Here is a 22,880-nt window from a genome sequence, read left to right as displayed (position 1 = left end):
GTCCCTCGAGCAGCCTCGTTGGCCAAAACAATATCCGCCAAATTTGATTCAAAGGCGAACTGATAGTTAACTGATGGTTAATGACGGCGCTTGCGGTCCCTCCCCGGCAAGGATGTTTCGCCTCCACGTTTCCTGCCGCGCAATAGCCGCAAAGCTGCCCGATGGCTGCCTGGCCTGTTGATCGCCACGAAGAAAGGTTCTGTCATGCTGTTGGTCTGGACGGTCATGTTTGCACTCGCCAGCGGTGTTGCCTTCGCCGCCTCGCCCGAGGACGACTATATCGCCGCGCGCGACAAGGCGATTGCCGAGATCGCGGCGATGGAGAGCACGAACACCGCCGTGGAAACGCTCGACGCGGCCAATGAAAAGGCCCGCGCCGATCTCGAAAAACGTCTCACCGCCCTCCTCGGCCCCTTCACGGTCAAGGATTTCCCGGCTGCCGGCACGATCAATATCGAAAGCCTCAGTTCCTCCGATGTCGGCTTCGGCATGCTCGACGGGCTGCGCCACGGCACCGAGGACGGCCCCAGCATCGTGGCATCGACACGCGGGCTGGTCGAGCGCTGGCTCAAGTCGCGTGCGGCCGAGACGGACGCCGACCTCAAACTGCCCACCAGCTTCGACGCCGCGCTGAAACTCGACGCCTTCTACACCCAGGCCATCGGCAGCGACGCCGCCTTCACCGGCACGCTCGACTTCGCGCTGAAGACGCCTGATGGCGCCGACATGGCGATCGCGCGGCTCGGCGGCTGGGCACAGGATATCGGGCCGAACTACGACCAGGAGGTCATCGTCACGGTCGTCAAGGGCAACAGCGTCCTGATCGCCGAGGCGCCCGCGGCGCCGCCGGTCCCGAAGATCGCGGCCTGCGACGCCGTCTGGACCGCCGCCGACGCAGCCGCCCAGAAACTGGCCAAGCAGGCCACCGACGACAGCGACGAAAACACATCCGACGCCGCCAACGCCGCCTGGACGAAAGGCGACGACGACTTCCGCGCCTGCATGGGCAAGAACCTGCCCGGCACCCCGGCCTTCCCCGCGCTGCTCGCCCAGGCGCAGGCGCTAGCGGATCACATGGCGGGGAAATAAGGGGCAACGTCGGCGCTGCCCCTCACCTGCCTGCCTGTCCAGCCGATAGATGGGTAACACTTTAAACCGGATACATGGGTAACACTTCTCCCTCTATGTGTCAGCCGCGGCGCCAAGCGGTTTGGTTGGCGCGGCGATCCATAAATTGGCGACTCGTCCTTGTTGCCCTCGCATCCCACCACCATATCGTCGGCGCGCTGGCACGCTGAACGCAGTTGCCAGCACCGCAAAAAATGGTTGAAAGGAAGTCCTGAACGCGCCCCGGCGCGGCGGGCGGATGAAAAGCGTGGGAAAACCGGAATGACGACGGATACGAAAACGACGGAAACCAGGGCGTTCGAGGCGGATGTTTCGCGGCTGCTGCACATGATGGTGCATTCGGTCTATTCCGATAAGGACGTCTTCCTGCGCGAGCTGATTTCCAACGCGGCTGATGCCTGCGAGAAGCTGCGCTTCGAGGCTGTCAGCCGCCCGGAGCTTCTGGCCGACGATCCCAAGCCGCGCATCTCGATCTCGGCTGACGCGGACAACAAGCAGATCACCGTCGAGGACAACGGCATCGGCATGAGCCGCGACGACATGGCCGAGGCGCTGGGCACGATCGCCCGCTCCGGCACCCGCGCCTTCATCGAGCGCGTCGGCTCCGGCACCGAGGACACGCAGCTCATCGGCCAGTTCGGTGTCGGCTTCTACTCCGCCTTCATGGTGGCCGACCGGGTCGATGTCATCAGCCGCCTGGCGGGAAGCGAGGAAGCCTGGCGCTGGTCGTCGGACGGCAAGGGGTCCTATGAGATCGCGCCCGCCCCGCTCGAAGCCGCGCCGAAGCGCGGCACCCGCGTCGTGCTGCATCTCATGGACGATGCCGTCTCCTACACCGGATCCTACCGGCTCGAGCAGTTGGCCAAGTCGCAGTCGGGCCATGTGCCGGTGCCGATCACGCTCATCGAGAAGCCCGGCGCCGAGGCGCGCGACATCGCCGACGGCACGGCACTCTGGGTCCGGCCGAAAAGCGAGATCAAGCCCGAGGAATATACGGACTTCTATCGCGGCGTCGCCGGCCAGTATGACGAGCCGGCCGCCACCATCCATTTCCGCGCCGAGGGCCGGCAGGAATATTCGGTGCTCGCCTTCGTGCCGGGCTCGCGTCCGTTCGATCTGTTCGACCAGGACCGCAAGGGCCGCATGAAGCTCTATGTGCGCCGCGTCTTCATCACCGACGATGCCGACCTTCTGCCGCGCTACCTGCGCTTCGTGCGCGGGCTTGTCGATTCCGCCGACCTGCCGCTCAACGTCTCGCGCGAGATGATCCAGGAAAGCCCGCTGCTCGCCTCCATCCGCAAGGGCCTGACCAACCGCGTGCTCGGCGATCTCGCCAAGCTCGCCGAAAACGAGGCCGACGCCTATGCGAAAATCTGGGACAATTTCGGCGTCGTCCTCAAGGAAGGACTCTACGAGGACTATGAGCGCCGCGAGCAATTGCTGAAGCTCGCCCGCTTCCGCTCGACCGCCTCTGGCGAAGCCTGGCGCGGCCTTGCCGACTATGTTGCCGCGATGAAGGAAGGCCAGAAGGCGATCTTCTTCATGGCCGGCGACGACCGCGCCCGGCTTGAAGCCTCGCCGCAGCTCGAAGGGTTCAAGGCGCGCGGCATCGAGGTGCTGTTGCTCACCGATCCGGTCGACAGTTTCTGGGTGACGATGGCGCCCGAATTCGACGGCAAGCCGTTCAAGTCGGTCACGCAGGGCGTGGCCGAGCTGTCCGACATCCCGCTGCTCGACGAAGCCAAGAAGCAGGAGACAGTGGCGACGCCGGAGGTCGACGGCTTCCTGGCCTTCGTCAAGTCCGCCCTTGGCGATGCCGTCTCGGACGTGAAGGCATCGGATCGCCTGACCGAAAGCGCGGTCTGCCTTGTCGCCCCCGAACACGGTCCCGACCGTCAGTTCGAACGGCTGATGAACGCCGCCGGCCGCCTCGACAAGGCGGCCAAGCCCATCCTCGAAATCAACCCGAGGCATGAGCGCGTGCTGGCGCTCGCCGGCCTCGGCGAGGACGAGCAGGCCTTCAAGGACGATGCCGCCCATCTTCTCTACGACGAGGCGCGCGTGCTCGACGGCGACAAGCCGGCCGACGCCAGGGCGTTCTCGGAACGGCTCGCAAGGCTGATCGCGCGCGGCATCTCGAAGGGCTGAGCAATTCCAGGAAAAGTGTGAACGGTTTTCCCGGGACAAGCGCGTAGCGCTTGCCCTTGGGAATTGCGCCAAACAAAGTGTCAGCGCCGCTTGGCGGCCGGGCCTCATTGCCCCGCGGCAGTGGCGGGCATCCGGTTGGGGTGCCTGAGATGGGTCGGCGTGATGCCGGTCTGCTGGCGGAACACGCGGCTGAAATGGCCGGCATTGGTGAAGCCGCAGCGATAGGCGATGTCGCCGATCTGCAGGTCGCTGCCTTCGAGCAGCGACTTGGCATGATGCACCCTGAGCGCCAGATAGGCCGCCATTGGACCGATACCGAGCTCGGTCCCGAACAGCCGCTCGAGCTGGCGCCGCGAGCAGTTCAGCCGGCCAGCGATCTCGGTCACCGAAAGCGTCTCCTGGAGGTTGCTCTCCATCAACAGAAGTGCGCGCTTCACCGCGCGGCTCGACGCCTTCGGAAACAGGTCGCCGACGGGCTGCACGTCGCGGCTGCTTCTGATCCGATCGAGCACCAGGATCTTGGCGGCCTTTTCCGCCGCCTTCTGGCCGATGAACTGGGACACGAAGTGGCCGGCGAGGTCGGCCGCACCCGTGCCGCCGGCGCATGTCGAACGCCCACGGTCGACGGAAAACAGACTGTCGGCATGGGCGTTTACGTCAGGGAATTGGCTGCGAAAGTCCTTGATGTGGAACCAGCTGACGGCCGCGGCGTAGCCGTCGAGCAGGCCGTAGCGCGCCAGCACGAAGCTTCCCGTGCAGAGCGCCGTCAGCGGCACCCCCTTCTCGGCGGCGCGCAGCAGGAACGTTTCCTTGTCCGAGCTCAGGCTGCGGTTGGTGTCGAGCAGGCCGCCGACCACGACGACATTGTCGAAATCCTCCGGATTGCCGATCCCCTTGGTCGGCAGCAATTCGACGCCGCAACTCGCCCGGATCGGCAGGCCGCGTTCGCCGACGATCTCCCAGTCGAACTCGATCCTGCGGCTGCGGTCGCCCTCGTCGCCCGCGAGACGCAGCGTGTCGATGAACAGCGACAGCGGCGACAGGGTGAAGTCGCGAACCAGCAGAAACGCAAACCGCCTTGCCATTGTGTTTCCGGAACCGTCCCCTCGCCCGTGCTGGAGCCTGTTATCACCGATCCGTATTGTTTGGCACAGGCGCCAGCCTCGCGATCCCCAGGAGCGGCCGTTGGATGTCGGAGATGCGACCGACGATCCCAGGAGGAAGTGGATATCAGGCGCACCGTCGGCCGGATACGGGATGGAACAAAAAGGGCCCGGGCGCCAGGCGCCCGGGCCTTTCTTCAGGGATGTCGCGGGCTCAGTTCTTGCCGACGCCGGCGGCAGCCTGTTCGATCAGCTTGGCGACCGCCGCCGGATCGGAGACATAGACCGCGTGGCTGCCGGGCACTTCCACCGTCGTGGCTCCGGCCCGGGTCGCCATCTGGCGCTGCGCCGGCGGCGGGATCATGTGGTCGTCGGTGGCGACGAGATACCAGCTCGGCTTCACCCTCCAGGCCGGCTTGGTGACCTTGCCTTCCAGTGCCGGGATACCCCACGGCACCTGCGAGTCCGCCATGAAGGCAGCGAGCGAGGGGCGCACATCGGCGGCGAAGGCAGCGGCGAACTTGGCCTTGTCGAGCATCAGGAAGCCGTCGACGGGCGGCAGGATCGGCGGCACCGATGCACCGGGAGGCGGGTTGGCGATCAGGGTCGAGACCGACTCGCCGGCATCCGCCGCGAAGGCCGCGATGTAGACGACACCAGCCACCTTGGGATCGGTGCCGGCTTCCGACACCACCACGCCGCCATAGGAGTGGCCGACCAGGATGACATTGCCCGGAGCGGCGGCGATGGCGCGCTTCGTCACCGCGACATCGTCGGCGAGCGAGGTGGTCGGGTTCTGGACGATGGTGACGTCGTAGCCGTCCTTCTTGAGCTGGTGGTAGACGCCCTCCCAGCCGGAGCCATCGACGAAGCCGCCATGGACGAGGACGACGGAATTTGCTGCATTGTTCGACATTTGAGTTCTCCTTTTCAAAGTGTTGTTTGCGTTGGTTGCAGGAGGACTATGCGACGCGGCCGCAGCGCTCGCTTTGAGGCGGCCTTCAGGACCTCTTGATTTTCCCTTGAGATGGCTTTGATTTTGCGGCCACGACACGGCTACAGTGTCCAGAGTCGCGATTTCCGCCCATCCGGAGCCAGCAATTGCCGTATCTCTTCGAGGATTTCGCCCTGGACGGCGAGCGGCGCGAACTGCGCCGTGGCGATGATCTGGTCCCCGTCGAGCCACAAGTGTTCGACCTCTTGCAATATCTGATCCGCAATCGCGAGCGGGTGGTGAGCAAGGACGACCTGGTCGACGCTGTCTGGCAGGGGCGCATAGTTTCCGACGCCACGCTGGCCAGCCGCGTCAACGCCGCCCGCAGCGCCCTTCAGGACAATGGCGAGCAGCAGCGCCTGGTCCGCACTATCCTGCGCCGGGGCTTTCGGTTCGTCGGCACCGTGTGCGAGGAGGTCGGCGCCGAGGCGATCGCCCCGGTCGAGCAGGCGAAGCCCGGCCTTGGCATTCCGGCCCGCCCCTCCATCGCCGTGCTGCCCTTCGTCAACCTGAGCGGCGATGCCGATCAGGACTATTTTGCCGACGGCATGGTCGAGGACATCATCACCGGTCTGTCGCGCATCCGCTGGCTGTTCGTGATCGCGCGGAATTCTTCGTTCACCTACAAGGGCCGCGCGGTCGATGTGAAGCAGGTCGGGCGCGAGCTCGGCGTGCGCTATGTGCTGGAAGGCAGCGTGCGCAAGGTCGGCAGCCGCGTGCGCATCACCGGCCAGTTGATCGATGCCGAGGATGGCGGCCACCTGTGGGCCGAGCGCTACGACCGCGAGCTGACCGACGTGTTCGCGCTGCAGGACGAGATCACCATCAGCGTCGTCGCGGCCATGGAGCCCAATTTGCGCCGGGCCGAGATCGAACGCGTCAAGCGCCGGCGCCCCGACAGTCTCGACGCCTACGATCTTTTTCTGCGCGCGCTGCCCGACGTCTACACCTTCATGCCGCAGGGCGCCGCCAGGGGCCTGCCCCTGCTCGACCAGGCGCTGGCCATCGAGCCGACCTATGCGCTCGTCCACGGCTTTGCCGCCTGGGCGCACCAGACCCTTTTTATCCGTGGCGGCATGGAGGCGGAGCATAGCCGGAAGGCGTCCCGCCATGCCCATGCGGCGATCGAGCACGGCTCGGGCGACGCCATGGCGCTGGCTTTGGCCGGTTTCACCATCGGGCTGGTCGAGCATGACCGCAGGCTCGCCGACCAGGCGTTTTCGCAGGCGCTCGCGCTCAGCGCCTCATGTGCCTTCGTCTATGCCTTTGGCTGCGTGCCGGTCGCCTATGGCGGCGATGCGACACGGGCCATCGACTGGGGCGAGCAGGCGTTGCGGCTGAACCCGTTGGACGCCATGAACTGCGTTCCGCAAGGCATGATCGGCTTCGGCAATTTTCTCAACGGCCGGCATGAGCAGGCAATCGCGGCCGGCCGGCGGGCGGTGGAGATGAACCCCGGCTTCAGCATCCTGCACGGATGGCTGGCCGCTCCCCTTGCCCGACTCGGCCGGATCGAGGAGGCCAAGGCATCGGCCGCACGGCTGTTGTCGCTTGATCCCCGCTTCACCATCGGCCGCTGGTCCGCCGCCGTCGGACTTGCGCCTGGCATCATCGACGACGTCAGCGACGCCATGCGAACGGCAGGGTTGCCGGCATAGAAAGCGATTGCCGCCTGGTAAAAATCAACCAGGTCGAACGGCCACGGCCCCTGTTGCCACGCCGTCCGCCTATCGAGTTTCGTCGTTTATCGCGGCCGCGGCGCACGGATGTCCACTGGCTCAATCGCCTGGTGTAGACATCGGGCCGTTAATCACCCAATCTTGGCACCGGGAACAAAACAGGCGCTTCAAAGAAAGCGCACCGGGTGGTCATGAAACGACGATGGACATTGTATGATCCGCGGCTGGCCTGGATGCTGGTCGCGCCGGTGCTCCTGCTGCTGATCTTCTTCCTGGTGTTGCCGATCGCCGTCATGGGCGCCTACACCTTTTTCACCTTCGTCACCGCCGGTGTGGAAACGAGCGTACTGACGACCGCCAACTGGCATGAATTCCTCACCGACAGCTACTATCACGGCTTCCTCCTGAAGACGCTGCGCGTCGGCGCGATGACGGCGCTGCTCTGCGGCGTGCTCGGCTATTTCCCGGCCTATTTCATCTGGGCGACGACCTTCAAGCACAAATGGCTGCTCCTGCTCTTGCTCATCGTGCCGTTCTGGATTTCCTTCACCATCCGCACCTTTTCCTGGATCAACATCCTGGGCGAGCAAGGCGTCGTCAACGTCGCGCTGCTGAGGATGGGGATCATCAGCGATCCGCTGCCGATGCTCTACAATGAGGGCGCGGTGATCCTGGGACTCCTGCACTTCCTCCTGCCCTACATGATCCTCAACGTCTATGTCAGCCTCGAGGGCATCGACCGCACGCTGATCTCGGCCGCCCGCTCCATGGGCTGCACCAGCGCGCAGGCATTCCGCGAGGTCACGCTGCCGCTGTCCCTGCCGGGCCTGGCGGCAGGCCTGCTGCTCTGCTTCGTGCTGGCCGCCGGCAGCTACGTGACGCCGCAGCTTCTGGGTTCGGGGCGCGACGCGCTGTTCGGCAATTTGATCTACGACACCATCATGGGCGAGCTGAACTGGCCGATGGGCGCCACGCTTTCGATCGTGCTGTTCCTGGTGCTCGGCTTCTTCGCCGCCATCTACACCCGCTACATGGGCATGTCGCAGATCGTCAAAGGACTTGGTGGATGACGGGGTTGGGCGGATGAAGGCGCGGCGCAAGGAAGAAGGCAGATGGGCCTGGCGGCTGACCGGCTTCGTCACGATCTGCGTCTACATCTTCATGTTCGCGCCGATCGTGGCGACCGTCATCCTGTCGTTCAACGCCTCGATGTTCGGCGGCTTCCCGATGACCGGCTTCTCCCTGCAATGGTACGCCAAGCTGATGACCAACGAGCAGGTGCTGGCCGCCTTCCGCACCTCGCTGTGGATCGCGCTGCTCACCGCCGCCGTCACCACGGCGATAGGCGTGGTCACCGCCTTTGCGCTGGTGCGCTTCGAATTCCCCGGCAAGCAGGCGCTGAGCACGCTGGTGATCCTGCCGGCGCTGGTGCCGGAGACCATCCTGGGCGTCGGCCTTCTGGTGCTGATCAAGGCGGTCGACCAGCCAAGGACCATGGTGCTGCTGGTGCTCGGCCATATCCTGCTCGCCGTGCCCTATGTGGTGCTGATCGCGCAGGCGCGCATGGTCGGCATCCGGCGCGTCTACGAGGAGGCGGCGCTCTCGCTGGGCGCCTCGCGTTTGTCGTCGTTCCGCGAGATCACGCTGCCGCTGCTCATCCCCGCCGTCGTCGGCGGCGCGCTGCTCGCCTTCACCATCTCGTTCGACAACACGTCGGCCAGCCTGTTCTGGCGCCCGGCTGGCGTCGAGACCATGCCCACCCAGATCCTTTCGATGCTCAAGATCTCGATCAGTCCCGAGATCAACGCGCTCGGCACCGTGATGATCCTGGTGACCGTAGGAATCCCGCTGCTCGGCGGCCTGATCCTGCAAAGCCTGACCAGATTGAAAAGACGTGGCGAACCAAAGGAGGAAGCACGATGAAACTGTCCAACGGCAAGCGGCTTGAACGGCTGCATGATCGATATCGAAACGGTGATCTCAGCCGCCGCACTTTCCTGACGCTGACAGCCGCCGCGGCTGCCGCGGCGGGTCTCGACATGCCCTGGATGCGGCAGGCGCTCGCCGCGGTCCAGGAGGTTCGCTTCGACGGCTGGGGCGGCACGGTGCAGGACGCGATCGACAAATACGCCTTCCAGCCCTACACCACCAAGACCAAGATCAAGGTCGTCCAGGGCACGTTCGGCGACGAGGACGAGATCATCACCAAGATCAAGACCTCGAAGCCCGGCGACTACCAGGTCATCCATTCCTCCGGCGTCAACTACTACATCAAATACGTCAATGGCGGCCTGACCTCGGAGATCAACGAGGCCAACATCCCCAACATGGCGAATGTGCTGCAGCCGATGATCGAGCCGTTCCGCAAGCTGACGCCGAAACTCTCGGCCGTGCCTTACGACTACGGCACGACAGGCATCGCCTACAACACCAAGGTGATCTCGCCCGAGGAAGCCAAGGAAAAGGGCGCCGCCCTTTTGCTCGACAAGAAATATGCCGGCAAGGTCGGCGGCTATGACGACATGACCACGCGCGTCTGGTACGCCGCGCTCGCCACCGGGCAGGATCCCAACAACATCAAGGACATGGACACGATCTGGGCCAAGGTGCGCGAGACGCGCGACCTTGCCAAGAAGTTCTGGAGTTCCGGCGCCGAGCTGATGGACCTGCTTTCCAAGGGCGAGATCGTGGTGACCGACGCCTGGTCGGGCCGCGTCGCCGCCTTGCAGGACCAGGGCCATCCGATCGGCTATCTCGATCCGGCCGGCTCCTATGCCTGGATGGAGGACATGCTGATCCTGAAGGGCTCGCCGATGGCCGAGTGCGAGGAGCTGATCAACTTCATGCTCGACCCGGCGACCTCCATCGCGGTGGCCGAGGGCCAGAGCTATCCGCCATCGCTCGACCCGACCAAGGTCAAGCTCACCGAGAAGATCGAGAAGCTGCCGGCCTTCGACAAGACCGGCACGATGAAGTCGCTGACCTTCGCCGACCCGGTCTACTGGGCGACCAACGAGGACGCCTGGACCAAGCAGTGGAACAGGATCTCGAAAGGTGCCTGACAGAAACGACCTTTCAGAATTGCCCCGGCCGGAAGCGGCCGGGGCGACGCTGTCCGGCGCGGGCAAGGCCGCATCGGACAGCGCCGAAGCGAGCCAGCCGGCGGTCGAGTTTCGCAACATCGACATCGCCTATGGCAAGTTCGTCGCCGTGCGCGATTTCTCGCTGTCGATCCGCAAGGGCTCCTTCGTCACGCTGCTCGGCCCTTCGGGCTGCGGCAAGACCACGATCCTGCGCTCCATCGCCGGCCTGGTCGATATTTCAGGCGGCCAGATCATGATCGATGGGCGCCGGGTCGACGACGTGCCGATCTACAAGCGCAACATCGGCCTTGTCTTCCAGAGCTACGCGCTGTTCCCGCACAAGACCGTGTTCGACAACGTCGCCTTCGGCCTGAAATACCGCAACGTGCCGAAGCCGGAAATCGTGCGCAGGGTCGGCAAGGCGCTCGAAATGGTGCGGCTGCCGGGCAGCGAGAAGAAACTGCCCTCGCAATTGTCGGGCGGCCAGCAGCAGCGCATCGCGCTTGCCCGCGCCATCGTCTTCGAGCCGCAGGTGCTTTTGCTCGACGAGCCGCTATCGGCCCTGGACGCCAACATGCGCGAGGAAATGCGCGTCGAGATCAAGAAGATCCAGAAGGAAACCGGCATCACCGCCATCTTCGTCACCCACGACCAGGAAGAAGCGCTCTCCATGTCGGACCGCATCGTGGTTATGAACGCGGGATCGGCCGAGCAGATCGGCACGCCCGAGGAAGTCTACGAGCGGCCCGCCACCGCCTTCGTCGCCGATTTCCTCGGCAAGGCCAACATGCTGGCCGGCACCGTGAGCGGATCCGGCAAGGCAACGGCTGTGGTGCTTGCCAGCGGCCAGACGGTCAACGTGGCCTGTCCTAGGCAGCTTGCCGACGGCAGCAAGGTCACCGTCGTGGTGCGGCCGCAGAAACTGACGGTCGGCGCTGCGGCGGGCGCCAACCATCTGTCCGGCCGCGTCGTCTCGGCGTCATATCTGGGCGGCAGCGCCATCTACGAGATCGACATCGGCGGCAAGACCAGCATCCGCGCCAACGCAACGATCACTGGCCGGGTCCTTCGCGAAGGCGAGACGATCGACCTCGGATTCGATCCCGAGGGCTGCGTTCTGCTCGACGAGGACGGTCAGCGCATTTCGTGATGCATGTCGCCCAGGAGTTGGCACGGCTCGGCCGACGCTGAGGCGGCGCGTCTTCGAACGGGTTACCCCGCCGCGCAGGCGGGCATCCGGTTGGGGTGCCTGAGATGGGTTGGCGTGATGCCGGTCTGCTGGCGCAACACCCGGCTGAAATGGCCGGCATCGGTGAAGCCGCGGCGATAGGCGATGTCGCCGATCTGCGGGTCGCTGCCTTCGAGCAGCGACTTGGATGATGCACCCTGAGCGCCAGGTAGGCCGCCATCGGCCCGATGCCGAGCTCGGTGCCGAAAAGCCGTTCGAGCTTGCGCCGCGAGCAGTTCAGACGGCTTGCGAGCTCGCTGACCGACAGCGTCTCCCGCAGGTTGCTCTCCATCAAAAGCAGCGCGCTTCACCGCGCGGCTCGCCCGTATCGGCAGGCCGCGTTCGCCGACGATCTCCCAGTCGAACTCGATCCTGCGGCTGCGGTAGCACCTATGCGCTGGCCGAGCGCGCTGTCGTAGCCACGTCCACCCACCATCGATTGACGACTTCCGGGCTTGTCAGCTGCGTCTGCTTCGAAGCCTCGATCTGTTCTTGGCGATACTCGGTAGCGGTCATATCGAACCGCTGGCGAAACGCGCGACTGAAATGCGCTTCGCTGTTGAAGCCGAGATCGGCTGCAATTCGCGACAGTTTGCGCGTTTCGAGAGGATCGCTCAGCGCTGCCCGCACGGCAATCAGCCGACGCTCCTGGACGTAACGCATGATGCCTCCGTGAGGGGCGAAAACGCGGTAAAGCGTGGCCCGCGATATGCCAAGCTTTTCGGCCAGGAAATCCGGCGACAGTTTGCCAATGGCGAGATTGTCGCGAATTGCCGTTTGCGCCAGTGACAGAAAATCATCATCGGCATCTTGAGCATTTCGCCATGTGAAATCCGCGTGGCCGAACAAGCGCCTGAGAAAATCCGCCGTATCGGAAACAGTGCTCGCGATCTCGTCTTCCGAGATCTGAGAACTCCGCTCCTGAAGCGACCGGATGTGGGCGGCGAGCAGTTCGTTGCGAGGCGGATCGAGGCGAGCCTTCAGGGTGCCGGGTGCCATGTCGGGCAGCATCGTTCGGGGAACGACGAGCGACAATGTGTTGGAGGCGAACGCCCGCGTCCTGACCTCGTGCGCCAGATCGATGACCGCGACCTTTCCCGGACCGATCGAAGCCTGCTCTCCTGAGATCAGACCGTTGAAGCCGCCGCTAAGATAGAGGTGCAACAAGATGTGGTCTGGAGTGGCGGCGATACGTTCGGCGTCGCGGACAAACATCTGCGGCTCGAACGCCACCTTAGCGATGATCATGTCGCCCAGGATCGCTCCGTTCGCCGATCCGGTGGGCAGGATTTTGCTTCGGGCCCAAGGGCGTGGCTCGAACAGGGGGGACAACACCGCGCTCCACGTGGCGAAGGCTATATCCGCATCCAACCCAGTCGTTACGTAATAGAGCCGAGGTACAGCCATGCTTAGATATATTCTTCTTCGCTTATGTTCGGCCCACAAAAGAAAGTGGCTAGATCAAGTTCGAAACACCAATCCGCTGGGAATCGCGAGGGCACCGATCGAATTAACGCCTCTGGTAGCTGTCCGTTCCGACATGCGAAGCGGAGCCACTGTTCGATATTCCGCGAATTGATTGATCGAGCGTCTCAAGGCGACGCTTTTGCCGAAAGCGCGCTTTTCCGGCTGCTGACATCGACGCCGAACTCATGTTTCAACCGCCTTGAGATTGGGAATCTCGCCGCGATGGCGGCGTGTGCTTGGGTGGGTAAATTGCATATTTTTTCTGACGTGGTGGCTTTCGGCTCTCGTGCCGCGAAGATGTCCTCTCATTGGTCAATGGCGGGCAGCCCTCAAGGGCGATCCATTCTCGCCGCGAACCGCGCCAAGGTCGTTGCAAATCACGGCTGGCGTCAAGGCCTTCTTGTCTGCACCGCGCTTGCCGGTGTTGTGCTGATCGCGAACGACGCGGTTGCGCAATCGGTTGGCGGCCGCGGCGGCAATGGAAATGCCGGCAACCAGGGCGGAGCGGGCCAGACCTTCGGAGTTGCTGGCACGCCAGGCCAAGGCAACACGCTATTCTACCCGGGCGGCGGCGGCGGCGGCGGCGCGGCGGCAGCCGGCGGGGCGGGCGGCGACGGCACCAGCTTTGCGGGCGGCGGCGGCGGGGCGGGCGGCACGAACGGCGATATTGCCAGTCCCGTTGGCGGGAATGGCGGGAATGGCGGCAACACCAATTATGGCGGCGGTGGCGGTGGTGGCGGCGGCGGCAACGGCGTTCTTCTCGCGTCGCCCGGCGCCCAGTTGCTATCGGCCACCGGCGGCAATGGCGGCGCGGGCGGCACCGCGGAGGTCGGCGCCGCGGGCGGCGGCGGTTCGGGCGGCTACGGCATCGGCTCGACCGTCGGCACGTCGTTCCTGAACATATTGGGCACGGTGAAGGGTGGCGACGGCGGTGCCGGCGGCAATGGCGTCAGCTACGGCGGCGGCGGCGGCTCCAGCGGGAGCGGCGGCGATGGCGGCGGCGGCATCTATTTCGGATCGGCCGGATCGAGACTCAATCTGATCGCCGGCTCGATTACCGGCGGCAATGGCGGCGCCGGAGGCACTGGTGGATATAGCAACGGCGCATCGGGCCGAGGCGGAAATGGCGCCGACTTCATGGGGTCGGACGGCAATGTCGCCGACATCGCGCAGGGCACCATCATCCAGGGCGGCATTGGCGGGGCGGGCGCGGCCGGTGGCGCCGGCATCGTCGGCAGCGGCATTGCGGTCACCAATCTCGGCACGATCTCCGGCGGTCTGTCGAATCTCGGCGCATCCGGCGCTGTTCGAGCCGACGCGATTACGTTCACCGGCGGCAGCAACAGCCTGACGCTTGGCAATACCAGCTCGACCGGAACGATCAACGGCGGCATCGGCATCACCGGGACACTTGCCATCGATCCAGGCACGGCAGCCGGCGCCAGCGTCACGCTCGGCAACGTCATACACGATGCCACGGCTGCGGGCGGCATCATCAAGTCCGGAGCCGGCACGCTGGTGCTGACAGGTGCGAACACCTACACGGGCGGCACCACCTTCGCGGCCGGGATTCTGAACGCCGGAAGCGCGGGCGCGCTCGGCACATCAGGCGCACTCAGCTTCACCGGCGGTACGCTGCAATACAGCGCCTTGAACCAGGTCGACTATTCGAGCCGGCTCTCGACCGCCGCAGGCCAGAAAGTCAGCGTCGACACCAACGGCCAGAACGTCACCTGGGCGTCGGATCTGGTGTCGTCCGGCGGCAGCCTCGCCAAGTCGGGCACCGGCACGCTGACGCTGACCGGCAACAACGATCTCAGCGGCGGCGTAACGTTCGCTGCCGGGACGATCAATCTTGGCAGTGCCGGCGCGCTGGGAAGCACCGGCACCCTCACCTTCGGCACGTTCGGAGGAGGCAAGCTGCAATACAGCGCCGACAATCAAGCCGACATTTCGAGCCGGATTTCAACCGCCGCGAACCAGTTCATCGGCATCGACACCAACGGACAGAACGTCACCTTCGCCACGACGATAGCGGCTACCGGCAGCAGCACGCTGGGAAAATTTGGCGCGGGGACGCTGACATTGACCGCCGAGAATGCGACGCGTCTGCGCATCGACGGCGGCTCGGTCGTGTTGACGGGCAATGGAAGCATCGCCGGCGACGTGTATTTCACGGGCGGCGGCCTGTCTTCCGTGCTGGACATTTCGCAGACAAATTCCGGCGCAACGATCGGCGGTCTTTCTCGCCTCGGTCTGCCTGACACGGCTTCCGGAACCATCAAGCTCGGCAGCAAGACACTGACGATCAACGGCGGCGGTCTGCCCAGCAGCTTTATGGGCGTCATCGAAGGAACCGGCGGCGTCACGGTCGCCGACGGATATCTGAATCTTGGCAACACGAACACCTATACCGGCTCGACAACGGTAGGGTACGGCTATCTGGGGATTTACTCGGACGATGCCATCGCCGCTTCGAGCGAGCTCAACCTCACTGGCGAGGGTCAAGTCGAGTTTGGCTCGGCGACCGGCACGATACAGACCTTGCGCGGCGTTGCCGCCAGCACGGTGTACATACTAGACAAACTCAAGATCACGAACGGCTCGACCTCCTATGCCGGCGTTCTTGCGGACTCCTACGATCCCGCCGGCCTCATCATCGAAGGAGGCCATCAGACACTCGACGGCATCAACACCTACACCGGCACCACCACGGTCGAAGACGGCGGCACGCTCACGGTCAACGGCTCGATCGCTTCATCCTCGATGACAACGGTCAACGCCGGCGGCACGCTTGGCGGCATCGGCACGGTTGGAAACGTCACCATCGATGGCGGCACGCTGGCGCCGGGCAGTGCAACCGGCACGCTGACGGTGCAGGGCGACCTGTCGATGACATCCGCGTCGACCTATCTCGTGGACGTGTCGCCGGCCAGCGCGGCGCGCGTCGATATCACCGGCACGGCCAGCCTCAACGACGCGACATTGCGGACATCCTACGCTCCGGGCAGCTACGTCGCGCGACAATATACGATCATGACCGCCGCCGGCGGCGTCGACGGCACGTTCAGCGGGCCGGTCAGCAGCAACATACCTTTGTCGCTCTCGCAGACCGTGAGCTATGATCCCGAAGGCACCGCTGTTTATCTCAATACCAAGCTGAATTTCGTCGTGCCGGGTGGCCTGAACGGCAATCAGCAGTCGGTCGCCAATGCGCTTACCGGCTATTTCGACAGCACCGGCGGCATTCCGGTGGCCTTCGCGGCGCTTGGCGCGGCCGGCCTGTCCCAGGCGGCCGGCGAGACCGCGATCGGATTGCAGCAGACGACCTTCAGCGCCATGGACCAGTTCCTGGGCGTTCTGGGCGACAGCTCCGTTCATGGCCGCGCTCATGGCGGCGACATCACCGCGTCGATCGGCGATGCACCTTCATCACGCTGGACTGTCTGGGCAGCCCCCTTCGGCTCCTCGCAGACATCCGACGGTGATGCTGGCCAGGGCAGCAGCAACTTGACCACCCGGCTCTACGGCTTGGCGGGCGGTGCCGACTACCGCCTTTCGCCCGATACGCTCGCCGGCTTCGCCTTGGCCGCCGGCGCGACAAACTTCAGCGTTGGCGATTACGGCTCGGGAAGAACCGACCTGTTCCAGGCCGGCGCCTTCATCCGCCACGACATCGGCGCTGCCTATGTCGATGCATCGCTTGCCTATGGCTGGCAGGACGCAACGACGCAGCGTTCGGTCGGTGCCGACCGGCTCGAGGCGCGCCTACACCCGCAAGCATTCGCCGGGCGCCTGGAAGGCGGCTACCGTTTCGACACGCCATGGGTCGAGCTGACACCTTACACCGCCGCGCAATTCGCGACCTTGTCGTTGCCGGCCTACAGCGAAACCGCGAAATCCGGCGCCGACACGTTCGCGTTGAACTACGACTCGAAGAACATCACCGCGACTCGGGCGGAGCTTGGGATGCGGACCAACATGTCTTTCGCAGTCGAGGACAAGATTTTTACGCTGCGCAGCCGTGTCGCCTGGGCGCATGACTTCAACGCGGATCGCAATATCACGGCGACCTTCGAGGCTTTGCCGGGTGCTACCTTTGTCGCCAGCGGGGCGGCACGAGCGGCCGACGCCTTGCTGACCTCGGCATCCGCGGAGCTCAAATTCAACAATGGCTGGACGCTATCGGGGACGGTTGACGGTGAGTTCTCCAAGGCCACGCGCAGCTATGCAGGGCGGGGTGCCGTGCGGTACGCGTGGTAAGGAGCAGGACATCGGGCCGCTTCCGGGCGACCCGATGTCCACCTTGGCTCCCGCATCCGGCTGGCCGGCTCGAGCAGCTATGGAAGCCGGCCGGCGAGCGGTGGAGATGAACCCTGGCTTCAGCATGCTGCATGGATGGCTGCCCCCTCCCCTTGCCGGGCTTGGACGGATCGCCTGAGGAGCGGGCAAGGCCTGCTGCTGGACTTCGATGCCCACCCTGCCCTGCAGGCGCTGGCGAACCGCTGGAACGGGCGGATCGGCTATGTCGCCGTGGATGCCAAGGAGCGACTGGGCCTGGGCGCCCTGCTCGTGCGCCCCGATGGCGTCGTCGCCTGGGCTGCTGATGATGACCTTGACCCTGACCTCAAGCCCGCCGCCGAGGCCGCGTCACGATGGTTTGGCGAAGGCGACCAGGAGCCCACATATGCTGGAGGAACCGTTTGAGCATGGTTTCGGTTGTCTGCTGTGCGAACTGTCGTTCCACGAAGGCCCCGATGAGCGAACTTGAAACATGGCAGCCAAGAAGCGCGACTCCCTGCGCAAGATCCTGAGCGGCATCGTCGCGGCGATTGCCGCCGCGCCTGATCGCACATCGGAGCAAGGCGCGAGCACCGCCAAGGCGTCAGTGGTCGCCGAATGGACGCTGCCGCCATCGGCGACGCTCGGCTCCTCCTTGCGCCTGAAAGGGATCGAACGCGAAATTCGAGCCCGCCTGCCGTGGGCAGTGAGGACGTTTGCCAAGGCCGATACCGGCCGCATCATATTGCGTATGTTGAAAACCGACACGGATGCGTTCCGGGCCGCCTCTGAAACCATATCCAGGACGCTGGAGGGCATCGAATCCCTGCCCGTGCTGCCGCGCGAGGCAGAGGACATTCTCACCATCTCCGCCCGCGAGCGCCACAAATGGCTGAAGGACGGGCGCCTGAAGAGCATCGGCACCCGCACCGTCAAGATGCGCGGGCGATCCAAGGCGGTGACCTTCCATGTTTTCGATCCGCGCCACATCGAGGACATTCTCGATCGTGACCTGGCCAGCGCCTGGCGCGAGGAAGATACGCGGGAAGTCACCGAGAACAGACGGCGCGGCGCCGGCAAGGCCGCCCAGACGCGAGCCGGAAAACGGCAGCGCAAGTCAGTGAAGAATGACGCTCAGACGCCGAATCTGGAAGGCTGGGACACATTCGAGGCCGAAGGCTTGTTGCGCTAGAACCAGAACCGGCGACGCATCCAGCCCGTCCGGACCGTCAAATCCAGCAGTGAAGTCGCCGCAATCTCATCTTGTCCGGCTTTACAACGCCGATCCCGGCCACGTGGCCGATCCCGTCATTAACAGGTATCGCTGAGCCTGGCCCGGGTTAACGATCGTGTGGCGCCTCTAGGCAATCGCGCAACCTGATTCGTTGGCCGCGTATCGCTGAAGACGCTACGCCATCAGGAGGTACAAAATCCTGCCCAATGCGCCGAAGAGCAGTGCAAATGCCGCAACGGCCTGGATGAAAAAGCCAGGATATCGTTTCAAGGGCGCGGTGCGATAGCCCACGAAATACACGATGCGGCCAGCCATCCAAAGTACGCCGAACACCGCGGCCCAGTTTGGGCTCCAATAGATCGCGAACAGCCACATGGACGGCAGGAAAATCGGCAGCCATTCGACCGTGTTTGCATGCGCCCGGATTGTTCGTTCAAGCAGCGGATCACCCGTCATCGCGGGGGCGAGGATGCCGGTGCTCTTGTGAGTTCGCGCGACGGTAAGCGCCATCCCGAAAATCATGAGGCTGCAAAACAGGGTCACGATAGCGTCCGCGTAGTACATCTCCATGTTCTCCTCCTTTCCATGGCAGCACGGATAAGCAAGCAAAGGTCGCCTTCACTGGCAATCGGTTGAGAAAATACTCCCCAACGATTGGTATCCGTTATGGGCGCTCGCGTTCAACGCTTCAACCCTGAAACCGGCAACAACGTGTTGCTTGGTGTCGCCAGCGGCATGGTGCGGCAAGAGCGGCCCGCCACGCGTGAGCCAGGCAAGCCGCTCGGTTCTCCGTTCACCGATGTGTGGAAGAAATCGAGCCGATGGAACGGATAGGTGCCCGAATTCAGCCGGCTGATCGCTCGCAGATTTCCGCTGAGCCGCCGCCGGCAACAAGGCCATGGCGCGCCGAACGAAAACAAGCGGCGGCCTGTCGGGACCGGCCCTGGTCGTTCGTCCTTTGTGTGCAAGCACCAGAACTGGACACCACGTGGAGCCTTCCAATGATCCCCACCATCACAGCCTTTGAACGATCGCCCGATGGCGGCAGGGGACTGGCGCGCGATACGCGCGTCCGCTGGGCGCTCGAGGAAGTGGGGCAGCCCTATGAGGTTCGTCTCGTCTCCTTTGCCGGAATGAAGGCGCCTGGCCATCTGGCCATCCATCCCTTCGGCCAGATCCCCACCTATGAGGAGGGATCTCTGTGCCTGTTCGAGACCGGCTCGATCGTCTTTCATCTTGCCGAGCAGCATGCGGGCCTGCTGCCCGGGGATCGCGATGCCCGCGCCCGCGCCATCACCTGGATGTTTGCCGCCCTCAACACCGTCGAGCCGCCGATCCTCGACTTGACGAACGCCAGGATATTCGAAGCCGACAGGCCCTGGGCTCAGCAGCGCCTGCCACTGGTGAAAGACCGTGTTCGGGCAATGCTGGACAAGCTCTCGGCCTATCTTAGCGCCGCGGAATGGCTCGACGGTGCGTTCAGCGCCGGCGATCTGTTGATGGTATCGGTGCTGCTGCGCCTCAGAATGTCAGGCATTCTGGACGAATATCAAAACCTTGCCGCCTATGTCGCGCGCGGAGAAGCGCGGCCTGCCTATGCCAGGGCCTTCGCCGCGCAATTTGCGATAAACGCCCCATCAGCCGGCTGACACACCACGGCGCCTTCAGCCTGACCGGTTGCCCAGGCAGGCACGGTTACGGATATTTCGCCTGTGCGGTCGCCGGGCTCGGATCACCCTGCAATTCCTTCGGCAAGGGCAGGCTCGAGCATTGCAGGTGCACGTTGCGGGCGAACAGCTTTCGCTGCTTGTGCTCGGCCTCCGTGGTTGCCGCGATGATGCCCAAGCCGTACGGGCCAAGCGCCACGAATTCCCAGCCCGGGTGCTGCTTTTCGCGAACCGCATAGTCCGCGGCCGCCGCGCGGGCCTGCTGGCATCCCGGCGATGCCCATTTCGGGTCTCGCGGCGAAAGCGACGCGCCATAGTCGACGGGAGAAGTCGCGCATCCAGCCACCGTCGCGGCCAGTGCGGACATTGCAATGCGTATCGCAAGTCTCATGCCGGAAGCCTCTGCTGTTGCCGTTCCGCTTTCCACGGACATTTCCGGCCGCGCCATCACGTATACGCGATGTCCCGCCCCAGCGCTTGCCATAGGCCTCGCTTCATGTCGATCTTCCCACGGCCAGATTCGGGCCGCGTGCCTGGAACCAAATGACCGGCGAGACTGTTCAGTTGTAACTTCGACACAGCGCTGACGCGCCCGGCCGGTTGGGCAAGCGGCGATTTTAAGGAGCTTTCATCATGAAGATTTCGTCCGGATTTCGGTCCGTCGCAATTGCCGCCATCGCCACGGCGGCAGCCAGCGTCGCCAGCGCCGCCCATGCCGACAGCGGCACGATCCGCTTTGCCGTCTACAAGGCCGCCTTCTTCGTCGGCGGCTCCGGCGGCGAAGGCACGTTCACCTTCCACGGCAAGACCTATCCGATCTCGATCGGCGGCGTCTCGGGCGGCCTCGCCTTCGGCGTTTCCAAGACCTATTTCCACGGCACTGTGCGCCACATCAGGCGCGCGCGCGACGTGACGGGGGTCTATGGCGCGGCGGGTGGCGGCGGCACGCTCGGCAAGGGTGCCCAGGTGATCGTCATGACCAATGACAAGGGCGCCCAGCTCGAACTCACCGGCAAGCAGGTCGGGCTGCAGGTCAACGCCGATCTCAGTGGCATGGCCATCTCGCTGCGGTAAGGGCGCTCATTCCGCCCTTTTAACAGCAAGCTGGTTCCAAGGGCGGCGTCGGCTCGACGGCCGCCCTTTTTGTCAGCTTCGCAAGCCCGGTGCTTCCTGCCCGGTGCGCTCGACATATTCCGTATAGCCGCCGCCATAGGTGTGGATGCCTTCGGGCGTCAGTTCCAGCACGCGGTTGGAGAGCGCGGCCAGGAAGTGCCGGTCGTGCGAGACGAACAGCATCGTGCCTTCATATTGCGAGAGCGCCTCGATCAGCATCTGCTTGGTGGTGATATCGAGGTGGTTGGTCGGCTCGTCCAGCACCAGGAGGTTGGGCGGGTCGAACAGCATCAGCGCCATCACCAGCCGCGCCTTCTCGCCGCCCGACAGCACCCGGCACTTCTTCTCGATCTCGTCGCCTGAAAAGCCGAAGCAGCCGGCAAGCGCGCGAAGCGGCGCCTGGCCGGCCTGCGGGAAATTGTCTTCCAGCGTCTGGAACACGGTGCGTTCGCCCTCAAGCAGCTCCATGGCGTGCTGGGCGAAATAGCCCATCTTCACGCTCGGCCCCCGCGCCACCGTCCCGGTGTCCGGGTCGGAAGCGCCGGCCACCAGCTTGAGCAGCGTCGACTTGCCGGCGCCGTTGACGCCCATGATGCACCAGCGTTCGCGGCGGCGGACCTGGAAGTCGAGCCCCTCATAGATGATGCGGCTGCCATAGGCCTTGTGCACATTCTTCAAGGTCACGACATCCTCGCCGCAGCGGGGCGCCGGCTGGAACTCGAAATTCACCACCTGGCGGCGCTTGGGCGGCTCGACGCGGTCGATCTTGTCGAGCTTCTTCACCCGGCTCTGCACCTGCGCCGCATGCGAGGCGCGCGCCTTGAAGCGCTCTATGAAGGCGATCTCCTTGGCCAGCATCGCCTGCTGGCGCTCGAACTGCGCCTGCTGCTGCTTGTCGGCGATCGCCCGCTGCTGCTGGTAGAATTCATAGTTGCCGGAATAGGCTGTCAGCGAACCGGCGTCGATCTCGACGATCTTGTTGACGATGCGGTTCATGAACTCGCGGTCGTGCGAGGTCATCAAGAGCGCGCCGTCATAGCCCTTGAGGAACTGCTCCAGCCAGATCAGGCTTTCCAGGTCGAGATGGTTGGACGGCTCGTCGAGCAGCATGACGTCGGGCCGCATCAGAAGGATGCGCGCCAGCGCCACGCGCATCTTCCAGCCGCCGGAGAGCTTGCCGACATCGCCGTCCATCATCTCTTGGCTAAAACCGAGGCCATCCAGCACCTCGCGCGCCCGGCCGTCGAGCGCATAGCCGTCGAGTTCCTCGAAGCGATGCTGCGCCTCGCCATATTTCTCGATGATCTCGTCCATGCGGTCGGCCTGGTCGGGATCGGCCATGGCGGCCTCGAGTTCCGCCATCTCGGCCGCCACCTCGCTCACCGGGCCGGCGCCGTTCATCACTTCGGCGACAGCGCTGTGGCCCGACATGTCGCCGACATCCTGGCTGAAATAGCCGATGGTGACGCCGCGATCGACCTGCACCTGGCCCTCGTCGGGCTGCTCCTGGCCGGTGATCATCCGAAACAAGGTCGTCTTGCCGGCGCCGTTCGGCCCTACAAGGCCGACCTTCTCGCCCTTCTGCAGCGCGGCCGACGCCTCGATGAAGACGAGCTGACGGCCGTTCTGCTTGCTGATGCTTTCAAGTCTGATCATGCGGTTTCCGGGGAATTGGAACTTGGAGGATTTTCCCGGGGCCATACGCGATGGCGCGCGTCAAAGGAAGAGGCGCTACCGCCGCAGCGGGCACGACAC

The 22,880-nt window shown here is 64.5% G+C and carries 18 protein-coding genes and 1 pseudogene; 12 read left to right on the top strand and 7 right to left on the bottom strand.

Annotated elements, in window-relative coordinates; genetic code table 11:
* Window positions 1–204: 204 nt before the first annotated feature.
* Both EB815_RS16425 and htpG read left to right on the top strand, forming a co-directional pair.
* A complete protein-coding gene (locus EB815_RS16425; protein ID WP_065005373.1) occupies window positions 205–1,089 on the top strand; it encodes a hypothetical protein in 885 nt (294 codons plus the stop codon).
* A 300-nt stretch (window positions 1,090–1,389) separates the two neighbouring features.
* The gene (htpG, locus tag EB815_RS16420) at window positions 1,390–3,276 is read left to right on the top strand and encodes a molecular chaperone HtpG (RefSeq protein ID WP_065005295.1); all 1,887 of its coding nucleotides are present in this window, start codon (window positions 1,390–1,392) and stop codon (window positions 3,274–3,276) included.
* 104 nt (window positions 3,277–3,380) lie between these two features.
* On the opposite strand, the gene EB815_RS16415 is transcribed toward htpG, so the two are convergent.
* Together EB815_RS16415 and EB815_RS16410 are read right to left on the bottom strand one after the other, a co-directional pair.
* On the bottom strand, window positions 3,381–4,361 hold the full coding sequence (locus EB815_RS16415) for a GlxA family transcriptional regulator (protein WP_065005294.1): 981 nt from the start codon (window positions 4,359–4,361) through the stop codon (window positions 3,381–3,383).
* A 232-nt stretch (window positions 4,362–4,593) separates the two neighbouring features.
* On the bottom strand, window positions 4,594–5,295 hold the full coding sequence (locus tag EB815_RS16410; RefSeq protein ID WP_065005293.1) for an alpha/beta hydrolase: 702 nt from the start codon (window positions 5,293–5,295) through the stop codon (window positions 4,594–4,596).
* Between the two features lie 185 nt (window positions 5,296–5,480).
* Between EB815_RS16410 and EB815_RS16405 the strand changes: the two genes are divergently transcribed.
* From EB815_RS16405 to EB815_RS16385, 5 genes are all read left to right on the top strand, one after another.
* Window positions 5,481–7,031: a winged helix-turn-helix domain-containing protein gene (locus tag EB815_RS16405; protein ID WP_065005292.1), complete on the top strand. Its 1,551-nt coding sequence runs from the start codon at window positions 5,481–5,483 to the stop codon at window positions 7,029–7,031.
* 212 nt (window positions 7,032–7,243) lie between these two features.
* Window positions 7,244–8,122: an ABC transporter permease gene (locus EB815_RS16400; RefSeq protein ID WP_056571179.1), complete on the top strand. Its 879-nt coding sequence runs from the start codon at window positions 7,244–7,246 to the stop codon at window positions 8,120–8,122.
* Between the two features lie 13 nt (window positions 8,123–8,135).
* Window positions 8,136–8,975, top strand: coding sequence for an ABC transporter permease (locus EB815_RS16395; RefSeq protein WP_065005291.1), 840 nt, complete (start codon window positions 8,136–8,138; stop codon window positions 8,973–8,975).
* A complete protein-coding gene (locus EB815_RS16390; RefSeq protein WP_081294864.1) occupies window positions 8,972–10,114 on the top strand; it encodes an ABC transporter substrate-binding protein in 1,143 nt (380 codons plus the stop codon). Before EB815_RS16395 ends, EB815_RS16390 begins: the two co-directional genes overlap by 4 nt.
* Window positions 10,107–11,285, top strand: a complete 1,179-nt coding sequence (locus EB815_RS16385) for an ABC transporter ATP-binding protein (protein WP_081294863.1) — start codon at window positions 10,107–10,109, stop codon at window positions 11,283–11,285. The genes EB815_RS16390 and EB815_RS16385 overlap by 8 nt, the downstream gene beginning before the upstream one ends.
* 62 nt (window positions 11,286–11,347) lie before the next feature.
* On the opposite strand, the gene EB815_RS16380 is transcribed toward EB815_RS16385, so the two are convergent.
* A complete protein-coding gene (locus tag EB815_RS16380; protein WP_244494073.1) occupies window positions 11,348–11,674 on the bottom strand; it encodes a helix-turn-helix domain-containing protein in 327 nt (108 codons plus the stop codon).
* A gap of 79 nt (window positions 11,675–11,753) precedes the next feature.
* Window positions 11,754–12,770 carry a helix-turn-helix domain-containing protein gene (locus tag EB815_RS16375; RefSeq protein WP_081294862.1) on the bottom strand — a complete coding sequence of 339 codons (1,017 nt, stop codon included), beginning with the start codon at window positions 12,768–12,770 and terminating at the stop codon, window positions 11,754–11,756.
* A 375-nt stretch (window positions 12,771–13,145) separates the two neighbouring features.
* Here EB815_RS16375 and EB815_RS16370 point away from each other — a divergent pair, with 375 nt between their 5' ends.
* The 3 genes and pseudogenes from EB815_RS16370 to EB815_RS16360 all read left to right on the top strand — a co-directional run bounded on the left by EB815_RS16370 (window position 13,146) and on the right by EB815_RS16360 (window position 18,303).
* A complete protein-coding gene (locus EB815_RS16370) occupies window positions 13,146–17,093 on the top strand; it encodes an autotransporter domain-containing protein (protein ID WP_056571175.1) in 3,948 nt (1,315 codons plus the stop codon).
* 168 nt (window positions 17,094–17,261) lie between these two features.
* Window positions 17,262–17,537, top strand: a pseudogene (locus EB815_RS16365) (FAD-dependent oxidoreductase); the annotation flags it as partial.
* Between the two features lie 67 nt (window positions 17,538–17,604).
* Window positions 17,605–18,303, top strand: coding sequence for a hypothetical protein (locus EB815_RS16360; RefSeq protein WP_081294859.1), 699 nt, complete (start codon window positions 17,605–17,607; stop codon window positions 18,301–18,303).
* 216 nt (window positions 18,304–18,519) lie between these two features.
* On the opposite strand, the gene EB815_RS16355 is transcribed toward EB815_RS16360, so the two are convergent.
* Window positions 18,520–18,915 carry an MAPEG family protein gene (locus EB815_RS16355; RefSeq protein ID WP_081294858.1) on the bottom strand — a complete coding sequence of 132 codons (396 nt, stop codon included), beginning with the start codon at window positions 18,913–18,915 and terminating at the stop codon, window positions 18,520–18,522.
* Between the two features lie 431 nt (window positions 18,916–19,346).
* Here EB815_RS16355 and EB815_RS16350 point away from each other — a divergent pair, with 431 nt between their 5' ends.
* The gene (locus EB815_RS16350; protein ID WP_056571170.1) at window positions 19,347–19,994 is read left to right on the top strand and encodes a glutathione S-transferase family protein; all 648 of its coding nucleotides are present in this window, start codon (window positions 19,347–19,349) and stop codon (window positions 19,992–19,994) included.
* A gap of 46 nt (window positions 19,995–20,040) precedes the next feature.
* Here the strand turns inward: EB815_RS16350 and EB815_RS16345 are convergent, their stop codons facing one another.
* On the bottom strand, window positions 20,041–20,403 hold the full coding sequence (locus tag EB815_RS16345) for a hypothetical protein (protein WP_056572092.1): 363 nt from the start codon (window positions 20,401–20,403) through the stop codon (window positions 20,041–20,043).
* A 242-nt stretch (window positions 20,404–20,645) separates the two neighbouring features.
* On the opposite strand from EB815_RS16345, the gene EB815_RS16340 reads away from it, so the two are divergent.
* Window positions 20,646–21,086, top strand: a complete 441-nt coding sequence (locus tag EB815_RS16340; protein ID WP_056571168.1) for a hypothetical protein — start codon at window positions 20,646–20,648, stop codon at window positions 21,084–21,086.
* Window positions 21,087–21,158: 72 nt separating this feature from the next.
* On the opposite strand, the gene EB815_RS16335 is transcribed toward EB815_RS16340, so the two are convergent.
* A complete protein-coding gene (locus EB815_RS16335; protein WP_056571166.1) occupies window positions 21,159–22,781 on the bottom strand; it encodes an ABC-F family ATP-binding cassette domain-containing protein in 1,623 nt (540 codons plus the stop codon).
* Window positions 22,782–22,880: the final 99 nt, after the last annotated feature.

Origin of the sequence: Mesorhizobium loti, assembly GCF_013170705.1 — a bacterium.
Taxonomy (GTDB): domain Bacteria; phylum Pseudomonadota; class Alphaproteobacteria; order Rhizobiales; family Rhizobiaceae; genus Mesorhizobium; species Mesorhizobium loti_D.
This window is presented reverse-complemented; position numbering and strand designations above follow the sequence as displayed.

Coding starts and splice junctions, on each gene's coding strand:
- htpG (WP_065005295.1), top strand. CDS start 1,390: ATGACGACGGATACGAAAACGACGGAAACCAGGGCGTTCGAGGCGGAT.
- EB815_RS16370 (WP_056571175.1), top strand. CDS start 13,146: ATGGCGGGCAGCCCTCAAGGGCGATCCATTCTCGCCGCGAACCGCGCC.
- EB815_RS16335 (WP_056571166.1), bottom strand. CDS start 22,781: ATGATCAGACTTGAAAGCATCAGCAAGCAGAACGGCCGTCAGCTCGTC.
- EB815_RS16410 (WP_065005293.1), bottom strand. CDS start 5,295: ATGTCGAACAATGCAGCAAATTCCGTCGTCCTCGTCCATGGCGGCTTC.
- EB815_RS16390 (WP_081294864.1), top strand. CDS start 8,972: ATGAAACTGTCCAACGGCAAGCGGCTTGAACGGCTGCATGATCGATAT.
- EB815_RS16345 (WP_056572092.1), bottom strand. CDS start 20,403: ATGAGACTTGCGATACGCATTGCAATGTCCGCACTGGCCGCGACGGTG.
- EB815_RS16415 (WP_065005294.1), bottom strand. CDS start 4,361: ATGGCAAGGCGGTTTGCGTTTCTGCTGGTTCGCGACTTCACCCTGTCG.
- EB815_RS16355 (WP_081294858.1), bottom strand. CDS start 18,915: ATGGAGATGTACTACGCGGACGCTATCGTGACCCTGTTTTGCAGCCTC.
- EB815_RS16350 (WP_056571170.1), top strand. CDS start 19,347: ATGATCCCCACCATCACAGCCTTTGAACGATCGCCCGATGGCGGCAGG.
- EB815_RS16340 (WP_056571168.1), top strand. CDS start 20,646: ATGAAGATTTCGTCCGGATTTCGGTCCGTCGCAATTGCCGCCATCGCC.
- EB815_RS16395 (WP_065005291.1), top strand. CDS start 8,136: ATGAAGGCGCGGCGCAAGGAAGAAGGCAGATGGGCCTGGCGGCTGACC.
- EB815_RS16375 (WP_081294862.1), bottom strand. CDS start 12,770: ATGGCTGTACCTCGGCTCTATTACGTAACGACTGGGTTGGATGCGGAT.
- EB815_RS16400 (WP_056571179.1), top strand. CDS start 7,244: ATGAAACGACGATGGACATTGTATGATCCGCGGCTGGCCTGGATGCTG.
- EB815_RS16360 (WP_081294859.1), top strand. CDS start 17,605: ATGGCAGCCAAGAAGCGCGACTCCCTGCGCAAGATCCTGAGCGGCATC.
- EB815_RS16425 (WP_065005373.1), top strand. CDS start 205: ATGCTGTTGGTCTGGACGGTCATGTTTGCACTCGCCAGCGGTGTTGCC.